At 63.0% G+C, this 13,553-nt stretch carries 14 protein-coding genes and 1 pseudogene; 4 read left to right on the forward strand and 11 right to left on the reverse strand.

Annotated elements, in window-relative coordinates:
- Positions 1-24: 24 nt before the first annotated feature.
- The 4 genes from IB265_RS23915 to IB265_RS23930 all read right to left on the reverse strand — a co-directional run bounded on the left by IB265_RS23915 (position 25) and on the right by IB265_RS23930 (position 2,673).
- On the reverse strand, positions 25-231 hold the full coding sequence (locus IB265_RS23915; protein WP_192495204.1) for a hypothetical protein: 207 nt from the start codon (positions 229-231) through the stop codon (positions 25-27).
- A gap of 41 nt (positions 232-272) precedes the next feature.
- Entirely contained in the window at positions 273-968 is a 696-nt protein-coding gene (locus IB265_RS23920; RefSeq protein ID WP_057254562.1) for a GNAT family N-acetyltransferase, read from the reverse strand.
- Between the two features lie 144 nt (positions 969-1,112).
- Complete coding sequence (locus IB265_RS23925; RefSeq protein WP_093233561.1) at positions 1,113-1,826, reverse strand: tellurite resistance TerB family protein; 714 nt, start codon at positions 1,824-1,826, stop codon at positions 1,113-1,115.
- 208 nt (positions 1,827-2,034) lie between these two features.
- A complete protein-coding gene (locus IB265_RS23930; protein WP_057254560.1) occupies positions 2,035-2,673 on the reverse strand; it encodes a 2-dehydro-3-deoxy-phosphogluconate aldolase in 639 nt (212 codons plus the stop codon).
- Between the two features lie 202 nt (positions 2,674-2,875).
- Between IB265_RS23930 and IB265_RS23935 the strand changes: the two genes are divergently transcribed.
- On the forward strand, positions 2,876-3,349 hold the full coding sequence (locus IB265_RS23935; protein ID WP_057254559.1) for a CYTH domain-containing protein: 474 nt from the start codon (positions 2,876-2,878) through the stop codon (positions 3,347-3,349).
- Positions 3,346-4,254 (forward strand): CHAD domain-containing protein, encoded by a 909-nt coding sequence (locus IB265_RS23940; RefSeq protein ID WP_057254558.1) that lies wholly within the window; start codon positions 3,346-3,348, stop codon positions 4,252-4,254. Before IB265_RS23935 ends, IB265_RS23940 begins: the two co-directional genes overlap by 4 nt.
- A gap of 40 nt (positions 4,255-4,294) precedes the next feature.
- Here the strand turns inward: IB265_RS23940 and IB265_RS37810 are convergent.
- A pseudogene (locus tag IB265_RS37810) lies at positions 4,295-4,702 on the reverse strand (DUF3592 domain-containing protein); the annotation flags it as partial.
- 388 nt (positions 4,703-5,090) lie between these two features.
- On the opposite strand from IB265_RS37810, the gene IB265_RS23945 reads away from it, so the two are divergent.
- Positions 5,091-6,047 (forward strand): rhodanese-related sulfurtransferase, encoded by a 957-nt coding sequence (locus IB265_RS23945; RefSeq protein ID WP_057254557.1) that lies wholly within the window; start codon positions 5,091-5,093, stop codon positions 6,045-6,047.
- Positions 6,048-6,299: 252 nt separating this feature from the next.
- On the opposite strand, the gene IB265_RS23950 is transcribed toward IB265_RS23945, so the two are convergent.
- From IB265_RS23950 to IB265_RS23965, 4 genes are all read right to left on the reverse strand, one after another.
- Positions 6,300-6,707 (reverse strand): GFA family protein, encoded by a 408-nt coding sequence (locus IB265_RS23950; RefSeq protein WP_244495715.1) that lies wholly within the window; start codon positions 6,705-6,707, stop codon positions 6,300-6,302.
- A gap of 111 nt (positions 6,708-6,818) precedes the next feature.
- Positions 6,819-7,595: a MetQ/NlpA family ABC transporter substrate-binding protein gene (locus IB265_RS23955; RefSeq protein WP_057254556.1), complete on the reverse strand. Its 777-nt coding sequence runs from the start codon at positions 7,593-7,595 to the stop codon at positions 6,819-6,821.
- Between the two features lie 38 nt (positions 7,596-7,633).
- Positions 7,634-8,299, reverse strand: a complete 666-nt coding sequence (locus IB265_RS23960) for a methionine ABC transporter permease (protein WP_057254555.1) — start codon at positions 8,297-8,299, stop codon at positions 7,634-7,636.
- Positions 8,289-9,371 (reverse strand): methionine ABC transporter ATP-binding protein, encoded by a 1,083-nt coding sequence (locus tag IB265_RS23965; RefSeq protein WP_057254554.1) that lies wholly within the window; start codon positions 9,369-9,371, stop codon positions 8,289-8,291. Before IB265_RS23965 ends, IB265_RS23960 begins: the two co-directional genes overlap by 11 nt.
- 413 nt (positions 9,372-9,784) lie before the next feature.
- On the opposite strand from IB265_RS23965, the gene IB265_RS23970 reads away from it, so the two are divergent.
- Positions 9,785-10,654, forward strand: coding sequence for an NAD(P)-dependent oxidoreductase (locus IB265_RS23970; RefSeq protein WP_057254553.1), 870 nt, complete (start codon positions 9,785-9,787; stop codon positions 10,652-10,654).
- A gap of 90 nt (positions 10,655-10,744) precedes the next feature.
- On the opposite strand, the gene IB265_RS23975 is transcribed toward IB265_RS23970, so the two are convergent.
- Both IB265_RS23975 and IB265_RS23980 read right to left on the reverse strand, forming a co-directional pair.
- Complete coding sequence (locus IB265_RS23975) at positions 10,745-12,112, reverse strand: GH1 family beta-glucosidase (RefSeq protein ID WP_057254552.1); 1,368 nt, start codon at positions 12,110-12,112, stop codon at positions 10,745-10,747.
- 148 nt (positions 12,113-12,260) lie between these two features.
- Complete coding sequence (locus tag IB265_RS23980) at positions 12,261-13,442, reverse strand: Gfo/Idh/MocA family protein (protein ID WP_057254551.1); 1,182 nt, start codon at positions 13,440-13,442, stop codon at positions 12,261-12,263.
- Between the last annotated feature and the right edge of the window lie 111 nt (positions 13,443-13,553).

The raw sequence follows: 13,553 nt of genomic DNA on the forward strand, positions 1-13,553 counted from the left end.
CTGCGGCTTAAGCAGAAGCGATCGTCAAAGCCCGCGCTTGCGCTGGTAGCGGGCTCTCAACCAGAACAGCAGGTAGAAGCCGAGCACGAAGATCACGCCGAAGGCAGCGGCAAGCCAGGGCGAGATGTCGCCAAGCTTCAGCATGATCGACGGCAGCACGAAGAAGCCGAGGCCGGCGACGACGAGAATGATCGCAGCGGCGATCGCCGGTGACTTTTCCTTGTTCTGCATGACTTCCCTGCTGTTGTCTGATGCGACCGAGCGTCAGGCGCCTACTTGGACGCCTTCCGCTCCAAGTCCGCACGTATATCTTCAAGCCGCCGCTTCTGGCGACCATCCTCATCGAAATTATCAGCTGCGAGCCAGGTTTCGAATGCGGCATTGAGCAGCGGCCATTCGCTGTCGATCATCGAGAACCAGGCCGTGTCGCGGTTTTCGCCCTTGGAGATCATGTGCTGGCGGAAGATGCCCTCGAACGTAAAGCCGAGGCGCGCCGCCGTGTTGCGGCTTGCCATGTTCTCGCTGTGGCATTTCCATTCGTAACGGCGATAGCCGAGATCCTCGAAGACGTGCTTCGCCATCAGGTAATGGACTTCGGTCGAGAGCGGTGAGCGGGCCATGGGCGCGCCATGGGCGACAGAGCCGACTTCAACGACGCCGTTGGCGGGGTCGGCGCGCATGTAGTTGGCCATGCCGACGACGATACCCGTCGCCTTGTCGCGAAACACTTCGGTGACCCAGCCGGATTTCTCCTGCGCCGCCGTCAGCCAGGCGTCGAAACCCTCGATATCCCTGAAATCCGGCTGCGTGAAATACTTGAGCAGCGGATTGATCGCCATGCCGCCGAGACCGTCCCAGAGGTCCTGAATATGCCGGTCACGCTCATAGGGCTCGAGCTTGACAAAGCGCCCTTCGAGCGCGACGCCCTTCGGCGCCGGGCATCCTTTCCAGTTCTTGAGATCACGCATCGGCCGCTCCTCCGTTACCCCTTGCACTTCGCAATAGGCCAGAGTGGCGACCGATACAAATTCAAACTGGTTATGAACTCTGTTCAAACTGGTTATGAACCCTGTTCAAACTGGTGATGCACCCATGCGGGACAGCCCAGAATGCTAGGCCGTAGCCGGCACCTTGGCGGCCGATACGGTCGCCTCGATGTGATCGACCAGCGCATCCGGAAGGCCGAGGCGGCCGGCCAGGAGGTCGAGATAGCCACGCTCCGCACGCGTCTCCGGCTCGATCGTCAGGCGCGATGCGGTATAGACCTCGACGCGCTCTTCTTCCGTCTTGGCCGCACCGACGATCGCGTCGATATCGACAGGGTTGGCAAGCTCGTTGTCGAGGAAGGCGGCGGCATCGGCCGAAAGGCCGGAGACCGACAGTTTGTCCATGATGTGCTGACGCTCGGCCTCGTCGATGTGCCCGTCAGCGCGCGAGGCCGCGATCATCGCCCGCACCAGGGTCAGCGCGAAATCGTGGCTGACGGCCTCCGGCGCAGAAGGGAAGCCGGAATCGGCCGGCGGCGGCAGGAGTTCCGGTTCCCCCTTGGCAACGGTTGCGCCTCCCGGCGTGTTGCCGGCCTGATAGTTTTTGTAGGCCTGGTAACCGAGACCCGCGATGGCCGCGAGGCCGCCGAGCACGGCGGCATTGCCGGCCAGCTGGCGACCCGACTTGGTGCCGAGCAGGACCGCGGCGATGGCGCCCGTCGCCAGCGGATTGTCCTTGGCAAGCTGCGTCGCCTGGGTCGCGCGATCGCGCACCGTGCCGCCGGCACCGGGCACCTGCGATCCCAGAAACTGATCCAGCAATTTCTTCGCGTCGAACATCGGGTTTCGCTCCTTGTCGGTTCCGGGCGGTTAAGGTCAACCGAAACGGAGCGCCGCCCGCGCTCGCGCCGTCGAATGGATTGAGACATAGGAACGTTGCAGGGGAAATACAAATTCGCGCCAGGCGCGTGTGACGAAGAACACCGCGACCAACGAAAAAGGCCGGGCTTTCGCCCGGCCTGCAAATGTAGAACGCAGTGCTTCCCGCTCAGCCCTTGAGGGCGAAGGCTTCGGCCGCAAGCTTGGTGATTCCGGCCCAATCGCCCTTGGCGACCAGATCCTTCGGTGCAACCCAGGAGCCGCCAACGCAGACGACGTTCGGAAGCGTCAGATAGTCGCGCGCGTTGGAAAGCGAGATCCCGCCGGTCGGGCAGAACATCGTGCCGGCCAGCGGCGAAGACAGCGACTTGAGATAGGCGGCACCACCGGCCTGTTCCGCCGGGAAGAACTTCATGACGTCGTAGCCTTCTTCACGCAGGCCCATGACTTCGCTCGCCGTCGCGGCACCCGGCAGCAGTGGCACGTCGTGGTCGTTCGCGACATCGATCAGTTCCTGCGTCGTGCCGGGGCTGACGATGAACTTGGAGCCGGCTTCGACCGCCGCTTCGAATTGCGCGGCATTGAGGATCGTGCCGGCGCCGGCAACAGCACCTTCCACTTCGTTGGCAACCGCGCTGATCGCTTCGAGCGCTGCCGGCGTGCGCAGCGTGATCTCGATCGCCCTCAACCCGCCGGCAACCAGAGCGCGCGCCAGCGGCACGGCGGTCGCGACGTCGTCGATCACGAGGACCGGAACGACCGGCTGCAATTTGAGGATGGAAAGAAGCCTGTCGGTTTTCGCGCTCATGCCGATCGTCCTTTTTAAAACGATTGAATATGCCCTCCGCATACTCCGCCGGCCACCGGTTGTCGAGACCTAAGGGCGCAAGTGTGCGGCATTCTCATGTAAGCTGAAGATAAAATATTACCTACAACAAAGAGATGACTTGAGCCTTCGCACGAAAGCGATAGTTTGATGACGGCGAGCCTATCGAAATGGCGGATTATCCATGGCGAAGGAAATAGAACGCAAGTTTCTGGTCGCGTCCGACGGGTGGCGAGAGCATGCGGACAAGGGCATCGACCTCAGGCAAGCCTATGTCGTCACCATGGACGACCGCTCGCTGCGCGTGCGCATCCACGGCAACAAGTGGGCGCGCCTCACCATCAAGATCGGCAAGTCGGCGCTGGTCAGAAACGAATATGAATACGATGTACCTATGGACGACGCCCGTGAGATGCTGACGCAGGCGGTCGGCATCGTCATTGAGAAACGACGATATCGCATCCCGTACAAGGGCTTCATCTGGGAAGTGGATGTCTACGAAGGCGCGCTCAAGGGCCTGGTCGTCGCCGAAGTGGAGATGAAGCGCGAGACCGACTTGCCGGCGCTGCCCAATTGGATCGGCCGCGAAGTCACCGGCGACCGCCGTTATTCCAACCAGGCGCTTGCCACAGAGGGGCTGATGGAACCCCAATCATGACCTACGCCTTCCGGCCCGGACGGCCGTTCACCGACGATTTCCGCGCCATTGCCGCCGAGCAATTCACGCAGGCGGTCATGACCCTCGAAGACCGCCCTGATGGCCTCCACGAAGCCATCCATGAGGCCCGCAAGAACTTCAAGCGTCTGCGTTCGCTCTATCGGCTCGTCGCCGCCGACGCGCCGCAATTCCAGAAGCACGAAAACGCGCGCATACGCGACATGGCCCGCAATCTCTCAACCGTCCGCGATGCGGCAGCGCTGGTGGAAAACGCTCAATACCTGAGGGCATCGGCTGCCAGCGTCGAACAGGAGAAGGCTCTCACCCACATTTGCAAGCGGCTGGAGAAACGTCGCGACCGCATCGCTGCCTGCGAGACCGACATCGAGGACCGCGTTGCCGCAACCATCGTCACTTGTGAACACGCCCTGCAAGCACTGGCCCATGTCTCTTTTGACGATCGTCGCCGTAGAACCGCCGCCCGACTGACGAAAGGCTGGCAGCAGACGCTCAAGCGCGCCGCCCGCGCCAAGGAAGCCTGCGGCTCGAGCACCGATGCCGGCGCCTTCCACGAGTTGCGCAAGCGGGCGCAGGACTACCGCATGCATCTGGGACTTATGCGCGACACCTGGCCGTCTGCTATCCAGGCCAAGCGCAGCGAGGCCAAGATGCTGGTCGACACGCTCGGCCACCTCAACGATCTCTCCGTCATGATCCAGTTGATTAACGAAGATCCGGCGCTGGCCGGCAACAGCCAGGACCAGGCCCATCTCATCGCCGCCGTCATTGCCCGGCAGGAAACCTTGCGAGACGACGCGTTGACACTGGCAGCAACGGTCTTCCAGGAGCAGCCCGACGAAGAGAGCCGGACGATCCGTCTGCTCTGGCTCGACGCCGCGCGCTAGCTGGGGCTCCCCGCTGTATTCGGCCGTCGAGCACCACCGCCAGGAAGACAAAACCCGCGGCGACGATCAGAGACACCACGTACAGCAACATGCGCCTTAGGGGTCTGCCGGCGAGATGGGCACGCCCTGGGGTCTGAGGGTCATAGCGTACGTCGACGCTTGTCCCGACGGGCTCGCCTGAATGAGGAAGCTCGGAGTCGAATTCGTGTGTGCGTCCCGCCCCGTCTGTGAACCGAATGATGGCGGTGTCGTAGTCCTCCCCACTCGACACTTGGACGATCCGTCCCTTGGTCGATGTTCCACGACGCCGAAGCAGCGCGTCACGCCGCAGCTTCCATGCGATATCCAACGCAAGTCCCACGCCGACGACCGAGAAAAGCAGACGGACCAAGCGAAAGTCCTCGGCTAACCACACATAGAGCGTGCTAAGGACGGCGCTCAGGTCCATGCCAGCGGCATTCGGATAGGATCGGGGGATCTGCCTGCGTGTACCCTGGCGCAGGAGTCTTCATTGTTACGCACCTTAGGTTTGCATGGCTCAGGGCCCCAAGTGATCTGCGTCTCCTCCCAGCTGGCGGTCCCGCTCTCTCGCGCATTGATCTCGCAAACAGCAGCGGCGCTCGCGCAATTCCTAAATCGCGCCTCCACCCTTTTGAGTTGCATATTAGCATCCAATTGTTTCTTGAACATGATGCGGAACCAAGACGCGATGCGATCCCGCCTGCGGTTTCCCGCCGGTTCATTCAACTCGTTTCATCGTGACCTGCAGCGACAGAGTGCCCCCTCTCGCCCGCCACGATTGCGCTTGCGGCGCGAAAGCTGTATTTGCACCGGCCATGACCGACATTTCCACCACCCCGCGCCCTGAGACCCATGGTGAGACCCACGGCCAGTTTCTGGTCGCCGCGCTCTATCATTTCGCAAGCTTCCCGCGCTTCGCCGAATTCCGCGAACCGCTGCAGGCCGTCTGCGACGAGAACGGCGTCAAGGGCACATTGCTCATCGCCCATGAGGGCATCAACGGCACGATCGCCGGCACGGATGCCGGCATCGCCACGGTGCTTGCCTTCCTGCGCGCGCAGCCGGAGCTTGTCGCATTGGAGCACAAGGAAAGCCGCGCGTCCTCGATGCCGTTTCTGCGCATGAAGGTGCGGCTGAAAAAGGAAATCGTCACCATGGGTGTCGAGAACATCGACCCCAACAAGATCGTTGGTACCTACGTCGATGCGAAAGACTGGAACGCGCTGATCTCCGATCCCGAGACGATCGTCATCGACACGCGAAACGACTACGAGACGGCGATCGGCATCTTCAAGGGCGCGGTCGATCCGCAGACCAAGACCTTCCGCGAGTTCCCGGACTGGGTGCGCAACCACACCGGCCTGCACAACAAGCCGAAGATCGCCATGTACTGCACCGGCGGCATCCGCTGCGAGAAGGCGACCGCCTTCATGAAGGAACAGGGCTTCGACGAGGTCTACCACCTCAAGGGCGGCATCCTGAAGTATCTCGAGGAAGTGCCGCAGGAAGAGAGCCTCTGGGAGGGCGCCTGCTTCGTCTTCGACGATCGCGTCTCCGTTACCCATGGTCTGGAAGAAGGCGAGCACACGCTCTGCCATGCCTGCCGCCAGCCGCTGACCAAGGCCGATCTCCTCTCGCCGCACCACGAGGACGGCGTTTCCTGCATTCATTGCTACGAGGTCCGCACAGACGAGGACCGCGAACGCTACCGCCAGCGCCAGAAGCAGATCGAGCTTGCGAAGAAGCGCGGCGAACGCCACCTCGGAAGCTGAACGGCGGTTTCGCCCCTCATCCGCGCGGTGAGGGAGGCCCCTCATCCGCCTGCCGGCACCTTCTCCCCGCAAGCGGGCGAAGGGAGATCTGGCGCCGTCTCATCACAGATCAGGCTCCGGCATTTGGGCCGCCGCTTTCAAGCAGGTCCCGACCGGCAGCGAAGGTTCCAGCACGACGGCCGCTGTCGGGCACGTCCCCTCGCCCCGCCTGCGGGGAGAGGGCTAGGGTGAGGGGCAAACCTGCTGCTGCAGCTACCCCGGCAGCGCCTCGCATTCATCCAGCGCCAACGCGCTGCGGTCCCATTCATGCCGGCTGCGGGTGAATATCGCATCGGTCGGCTGGAACACTGAGGGATCGTCGAGCGTGCCGGCATAGATCGACACGCGTGGATCCCCTGGCGGGCCTGAGCCGAAGACCTGGCTGCCGCAGGTTTCGCAGAAATAGCGGACCGACACATTGCCGTTTTCGGCGCGTGTCTCGTAACCGCGGCAGGTGCCTGACATTACCACGTTCGCGCGATCGAAGATCATGTAGCAGCAATGGCCGGTTCCGGTGGTGCGCTGGCAATCGCGGCAATGGCAGAACCCGGAATAGAGGGGTTGCCCCTTCGCCTCGTAGCGGATTGCGCCGCAGAGACAGCCGCCTTTCATCACACTCATGTCGTCTCCTCCTCGAAGCGTCGGGAGGATAACCGCGCGGAACGCACGATCAAAGCAAAACCGCGCGCCGGAATGCGGCGCGCGGTTGCTGTTTCGATCAGATAGAGAAGCTTACCAGCTCGGGATCAGCGCGCCCTTGAAGGTGTCGTTGATGAAGGCCTTCACCTTTTCGTCGTGGTAGGATTCGACCAGCGTCTTCACCCACGGCGCATCCTTGTCGGCCTTGCGCACGGCGATGACGTTGGCATAGGGCGACTTCTCGCCTTCGATCGCGATCGCGTCTTTCTTCGGGTGCAGGCCGGCTTCCATCGCGTAGTTGGTGTTGATGACGGCCGCATCGACGTCCTGCAGCGAGCGCGGCAGCTGGGCGGCATCAAGCTCGGCGAAGGTGATGTTCTTCGGGTTCTCGGTGATGTCGGCAGGCGTGACCTTCAGGCCGGCCTCTTCCTTGACCTTGATCAGGCCCTTGGAGGCGAGAACCAGCAGCGCGCGGCCGCCATTGGTCGGGTCGTTCGGGATGGCGATCGTCGCGCCGTCCTGGAGTTCGTCGAGGCTCTTCACCTTCTGCGAATAGACACCCATCGGCGTGGTAATCGTGGTGCCGACGCTGACGATCTCGAAGCCGCGATCGGCGATCTGGTTGTCGAGATAGGGCTGGTGCTGGAACGAGTTGGCGTTGAGATCGCCATCGGCCAGAGCCTGGTTCGGAACGACGTAGTCGGAGAATTCGAGAATCTCGATGTCGAGGCCCTTGGGTGCCGCGACTTCCTTCACCTTCTCCATGATCTGGGCATGTTCGCCCGGCGTGACGCCGACCTTGATGGTTTCGGCAAGCGCCGTGCCGGCGGTGAGAACGGCAATCGCTGCCGCGATGATGAGCTTCTTCATGGATGTCTCCTTGTTCACGTTCAAGTCTTGGGAGGAAATCAGGTCTTGCGGTTTTTCTTGTCGAAGCGCCGCGCCAGGCCGTCGCCGGCGCTCTGGACGAGCTGCACCAGCACGATCAGCACGATGACGACGACCAGCATCACGTCGGGCATGAAGCGCTGGTAGCCGTAGCGAATGCCGAGGTCGCCGAGCCCGCCACCGCCGACGGCGCCGACCATCGCCGAATAGCCGATGAGACTGACGGCGGTCATCGTCAGTGCCAAGGTCAGCGCCGGCCGCGCCTCCGCCAGCAGCACCTTGAAGACGATCTGCATCGGGGTCGCGCCCATGGCGCGCGCCGCCTCGATCAGACCCTTGTCGATCTCGCGGATCGCCGCCTCCACCAGACGCGCGACGAAGGGGATCGTCGCAATGGTCAAGGGCACGATCGCCGCCTTGGTACCGATCGAAGTGCCTGTGAGAAGCCGAGTGAAGGGAATGATGGCGACGACCAGGATGATGAACGGCGTCGAGCGCGTGGCGTTGACGATCAGCCCGACGATGCGGTTCAGCGTCGGCGCCGGGAAGAGTTCGCCCTTGCCGCTGGTCGCGAGAAAGATGCCGATCGGCAGGCCGATCAGCGAGCCGATCAGGCCGGCGACGGCGACCATGTAGATGGTGTCGACGGTGGCGCCGCCAATGCGCAGGAGAATATCAGGCGACATAACCGAGCACCTCCGTGACCAGACCGTTTTCGGCAAAGAAGCGTTCGGCGCGCCCGGACGTCTCGGCATCCGCGCCATAGGCGACGACCAGCGAGCCATAGGGCGCGCCGCCGATTTCGTCGATCGTTCCGGCGATGATGTTGACCTCGGCGCCGACAGACTTGATCAGCTGTGAGATCAGCGGCCTTTCGGCCGCCGCACCAAAGAAGGTGAGCCGCACGACGGCACGGTCTCCAGGTGCGGGCTGGGCTTTGAGCGCCCGGGCCACCGCGTCCGGAAGCTTGGAGCCCGGCAGGCCCGAAAGCAGCGCCCGCGTCGTCTCGTGCTTCGGATGGGTGAAGACGTCGAAGGTATGACCGCGCTCGACGATGCGGCCGTGGTCGATGACGGCGACGTCCGAGGTCACCGCCTTCACCACTTCCATCTCATGGGTGATGAGCAGCACGGTCAGGCCAAGCTCGGCGTTGATGCGCTTCAACAATTCGAGGATCGACTGTGTCGTCTCCGGGTCGAGGGCGGAGGTCGCCTCGTCGGAAAGTAGCAGCTTCGGCTCCGTCGCAAGCGCGCGGGCGATGCCGATGCGCTGCTTCTGCCCGCCGGAAAGTTCGGCCGGGTAACGCCCGTGTTTGTCGGCAAGGCCGACGAGATCGAGCAGCGGCCGGACGCGCTGTTCAATGGCGCGTTTGTCCATGCCTGATATCTCGAGCGGCAGCGCGATATTGCCGAACACGGTGCGCGAGGAGAGCAGGTTGAAGTGCTGGAAAATCATGCCGACGTTGCGGCGAAGCGTGCGCAGCGCCGCCTCGTCGAGCCCGCCGACATCGACGCCGTCGACCAGCACCTTGCCGCTGCTCGGCTTCTCCAACCCGTTGACCAGCCGGATCAGCGTCGATTTGCCGGCGCCGGAACGACCGATAATGCCGGTGATTGAACCGCGATCGACCGTCAGCGAGACGTTGTCGAGCGCGGTGAAGGCGCCGCTTTGGCCGGAGGCGGGGAAATGCTTGGAAACGCCGTCGAAGACGACGGCTGCGTCAGCCGGTGACGTGGCTTTCAAGGCGGAAACGCTCATCGTTCGGAGATCCCCGAAAGAGGCGCAGTCGGAATGTGCGGATACATTAGGTGCTCTCGGATGTTCAAAACTCGTGATCCCGGCAAAGTCGGGATGGAAGGCGCGTCCGGTCAGGCCGACATTCGACAACGCATTCGGAACAGGGAGCACTTCTCTAGCATCAAGAAACCAGTCAGTTCAACTTTGGCGCCGCATGGCCCGCATGCGACATAATCTACCGCTCTTATGGAGAACTGCCGCTGGATTTCACAGACATGATTTTCCGCAATAGGAATGAGATCGGCAAAACCATGCTCTTTTGCTGCACTGGGTGCCGCATCCCGCAGATCGCCATCTTGGAAATCCTTGTTTGAACGGACTGCACCCGACCGCATTTCATGCTAACGGGCAGGAACAGGGTTACGAGGTAAGAAATGCGCATCGTCTTGACCGGAAGCTCGGGCCGCATCGGCCGGGCGATCTATAACGCGCTCGCCGCAGACCATGATGTCATCGGCATCGACCGCACGCCTTTCGGCACGACCGCGATAGTTGGCGATCTCGTCGACGGCGAATTGCTGGAGCGGGCCATGGAGGGGGCGGATGCCGTGATCCATACGGCAGCACTGCATGCGCCGCATGTGGACATGCTCGCCGACCAGGAATTCGAACGCGTCAATGTGATGGGCACGCATCTGGTGATCGCTGCCGCCCAGGCGACGGGTGTCGGCCGTATCGTCTTTACCAGCACGACGGCTCTTTACGGCCACGCGGTCACCGCCGGAGGCTGCGCCTGGATCACCGAGGAGACACCGCCAAAGCCGCACACCATTTATCACCACACCAAGCTTGCGGCCGAAGCCCTACTTGAAAATGCCGCCGACCGTGCCCTGCATGTGCGGGTATTGCGCATGTCGCGCTGTTTCCCGGAGGCGGCCGACCGCGTCGCGAGCTATCGCTTGCACCGTGGCATCGATGTGCGCGACGTTGCGGCGGCGCATGCGGCGGCACTCGACAACGGCGGCCCTTTCTTCCAGCGTTACATCATCTCTGGCGAAACGCCGCTGCTTCCGACCGATTGCCGCCGTCTGGCAGAGGACGCCGCAAGCCTGTTGCGCGAACGCGCGCCAAAACTGTCGCAGGCTTTTGCGGATCGCGGCTGGCCGCTGCCCGCCACGATCGACCGGGTCTACGACCCGAGCGCCGCAATCGAGAAGCTCGATTGGAAGCCGCGCTACGGTTTCAAGGAAGTGCTGGCCCAGCTCGACCGGCAGAGCCTCGAGGTCCTGCCGGTCCGGTGGTGATCTTGGGGTAACGCAAATCCGGGAGAACCGTTTCGCGTTCGTCCCGGAGTTATGCTTGATGCGGGTCGGCTGAAACCACGCGCCCAATTGTCAGGCGTGGTTGCCCTTCGGGAACTCTTCGGCGAGCGCCTGGTACCAGTGACCGCTCTTCTTGATGGTGCGCACCTGGGTATCGTAGTCGACATGGACGATGCCGAAACGCATCTTGTAGCCTTCGGCCCATTCGAAATTGTCCATCAGGCTCCAGGCGAAGTAGCCGCGCATCGGGTAACCCTCGGCAATCAGGTCGGCCGTGACAGACAGATGGTCGGCGATGTAGTCGAGTCGCGGCTGGTCGTCGACGATGCCGTTTTCGACACCCATGTTGTAGCAGGCGCCGCTCTCGGTGATGTAGCAGTCGGGCAGCTGGTAGGTCGCGTTGAGCGTCCTGACCAGGCTACCGAGCGCCGGTGCGTAGACCTCCCAGCCGATATCCGTCTTGGTCTCGCTCACCGCCTTGGCGTTGATCGTCGCCGGGTACTCCGCACTCTTCGCCGGGTCGGCGCTGACCCGCATCGGCGTGTAGTAGTTGAGCCCCCACCAGTCGAGCGGCCGGGAGATCGTCTCCATGTCGCCGTCTTCGATCGTGGGCATGCGGTGGCCGAGCGCGCTCATGAAGCTCTCGGGGTATTCGCCTCTAAAGATGGGGCCGAAGAAGACACCATTGTGGAAGTCGAAGGCCCGTTCGGCCGCTGCCATGTCGGCCTTGCGGTCGCTGCCGGGATACACGGAGTGCGCATTGATGACGATGCCGGCAGGCAGGTTCGGCCGCTCCGAGCGGATGGCATCGACGCCGAGCCCGTGCGCCAGATTGGTGAAGTGCAGCGCGTGAAGGGCTGCATCCATGTTGCGCTCGCCCGGCGCATGGATGCCGTAGAGATGGCTCAGCCACACCGAACACCACGGCTCGTTGAAGGTCGCAACCGCGTCGAGACGATCGCCGAGACGGGCGATCACCGTCTTGGCGTAACGCTGGAAGGCGTAGGCCGTCGTGCGCGCCGTCCAGCCTCCCTCGCCCATCAGCGCCAGCGGCAGATCCCAATGGTAGAGCGTGGCGAATGCCCTAATGTTGCGGGCCTTAAGCCCGTCGACGAGACGGTCGTAGAAATCGAGCCCCTTTTCGTTGATCGGGCCGGTGCCTTCCGGAATGATGCGCGGCCAGGCGATCGAGAAGCGGTAAGCCTCGACGCCGAGGCTCTTGATCAGGTCCAGATCCTCGTCCAGCCGGTTGTAGTGGTCGCAGGCGACATCGCCATTGTGCCGCCCGAAGACACGGCCCGGCATGTTGGAAAACGCGTCCCAGATCGACGGCTTCCGCCCATCGGCCTTGGTGGCACCTTCGATCTGGAAGGAGGCGGTCGCCACCCCGAATACGAAGTCGCCCGGGAAGCGCTGGGCCAGGATCTTGGGATCGGTCATCTCTCTGCCTCGTCTTGTTCCGGCCCCGCCGGAAACGGGACCATGTTGCTTTCTTTTGTTTCGCGGCCGACCTAAAGCCGTGTTGGCAAATGTCAACTCGCGAAAAAGGGCGGGAATGCCCCGCCCTTTCGCCGGTTCTTGTGCTCCGCTACACCTTTACCCACGCACCATTTCGTTTGGATGACTGGACGCAAGCGTCGACGAAGACCATGCCCTTCATGCCGTCATCGATGGTCGGGTAGGTGACGGCGGCATCGACCTTCTCGCCCTTGCGCTTGGCGAAGATGGCGCGCGCCGCTTCCGTGTAGATATTGGCAAAGCCTTCGAGGTAACCTTCCGGATGACCGGACGGAATCCGGCTGACGCGGTTTGCCGCAGCACCCGCCCCGGCACCCGCCCGGGTGAGCAGTCGCTTCGGCTCGCCGAACGGCGTGTGCCAGAGATAGTTCGGGTCCTTCTGCGTCCATTCGAGCCCGCCCTTGGTGCCGTAGACGCGCACCATCAGGCCGTTCTCGTGGCCGGGCGCGACCTGGCTGCACCAGAGCAGCCCCTTGGCCCGCTCACCGTCCTTCGCCTTGAAGCGCATCATCACATGCGCATTGTCGTCGAGCTGACGACCAGGAACGAAGCTGTCGAGATCGGCCGAAAGCTCCTCCAGTTCGAGACCGGAGACGAAGGCGCCGAGATTATAGGCGTGCGTGCCGATATCGCCGGTCGAGCCGCCGGCGCCCGAGCGCGCCGGATCGGTGCGCCAGGCCGCCTGCTTCTGGCCGGACTGCTCGATATTTTCGGTCAGCCAGTCCTGCGGATATTCCATCTGCACCAGCCGCACCGCGCCGATCTCGCCATTGGCGACCATCTCGCGCGCCTGGCGGACCATCGGATAGCCGGTGTAGTTGTGCGTCAGCACGAACAAGGCATCGCTGTCCTCGGCCGCCTTCTTCAGCTTCTTGGCGTCGGCAAGCGTCGAGGTCAGCGGCTTGTCGCAGATCACGTGGATGCCGCGCTTCAGAAACTCCTTGGCAGCGGCGTAGTGAACGTGGTTCGGCGTGACGATCGCCACCGCCTCGATGCCGTCCTTCAGCTTGGCTTCGCGGATCGCCATCTGCTTGAAGTCGGAATAGACGCGCGACGGGTCGAGCCCGAGCTCGCGGCCCGAGCTTTCCGCCTTTTCCGGCGTCGACGACAAGGCGCCTGCCACCAGTTCAAAGTGATCGTCGAGCCGTGCCGCCATGCGATGCACCGCGCCGATAAAGGCGCCGGAGCCGCCACCCACCATGCCGAGCCGGATGCGGCGCTCGCGCTTCTCGCTCGTTCCTTCGATTGCCATTTGGATTCTCCCCTGTTTCCGTTCGTGTGTTGTGTTGTTTGTCGCGGCTTTCGCCCCCCGTCCGCGCGGTGAGGGAAGCGCCCCTCATCCGCCTGCCGGCACCTTCTCCCC

Origin of the sequence: Ensifer sp. ENS10 (genome assembly GCF_014852025.1) — a bacterium.
GTDB lineage: Bacteria > Pseudomonadota > Alphaproteobacteria > Rhizobiales > Rhizobiaceae > Ensifer.

Bases quoted from the DNA above. Each gene is read 5' to 3' on its own strand.
- IB265_RS23935 (WP_057254559.1), top strand. From the start codon at position 2,876: ATGGCGAAGGAAATAGAACGCAAGTTTCTGGTCGCGTCCGACGGGTGG.
- IB265_RS23980 (WP_057254551.1), bottom strand. From the start codon at position 13,442: ATGGCAATCGAAGGAACGAGCGAGAAGCGCGAGCGCCGCATCCGGCTC.
- IB265_RS23965 (WP_057254554.1), bottom strand. From the start codon at position 9,371: ATGAGCGTTTCCGCCTTGAAAGCCACGTCACCGGCTGACGCAGCCGTC.
- IB265_RS23975 (WP_057254552.1), bottom strand. From the start codon at position 12,112: ATGACCGATCCCAAGATCCTGGCCCAGCGCTTCCCGGGCGACTTCGTA.
- IB265_RS23915 (WP_192495204.1), bottom strand. From the start codon at position 231: ATGCAGAACAAGGAAAAGTCACCGGCGATCGCCGCTGCGATCATTCTC.
- IB265_RS23925 (WP_093233561.1), bottom strand. From the start codon at position 1,826: ATGTTCGACGCGAAGAAATTGCTGGATCAGTTTCTGGGATCGCAGGTG.
- IB265_RS23960 (WP_057254555.1), bottom strand. From the start codon at position 8,299: ATGTCGCCTGATATTCTCCTGCGCATTGGCGGCGCCACCGTCGACACC.
- IB265_RS23955 (WP_057254556.1), bottom strand. From the start codon at position 7,595: ATGAAGAAGCTCATCATCGCGGCAGCGATTGCCGTTCTCACCGCCGGC.
- IB265_RS23945 (WP_057254557.1), top strand. From the start codon at position 5,091: ATGACCGACATTTCCACCACCCCGCGCCCTGAGACCCATGGTGAGACC.
- IB265_RS23950 (WP_244495715.1), bottom strand. From the start codon at position 6,707: ATGAGTGTGATGAAAGGCGGCTGTCTCTGCGGCGCAATCCGCTACGAG.
- IB265_RS23930 (WP_057254560.1), bottom strand. From the start codon at position 2,673: ATGAGCGCGAAAACCGACAGGCTTCTTTCCATCCTCAAATTGCAGCCG.
- IB265_RS23970 (WP_057254553.1), top strand. From the start codon at position 9,785: ATGCGCATCGTCTTGACCGGAAGCTCGGGCCGCATCGGCCGGGCGATC.
- IB265_RS23920 (WP_057254562.1), bottom strand. From the start codon at position 968: ATGCGTGATCTCAAGAACTGGAAAGGATGCCCGGCGCCGAAGGGCGTC.
- IB265_RS23940 (WP_057254558.1), top strand. From the start codon at position 3,346: ATGACCTACGCCTTCCGGCCCGGACGGCCGTTCACCGACGATTTCCGC.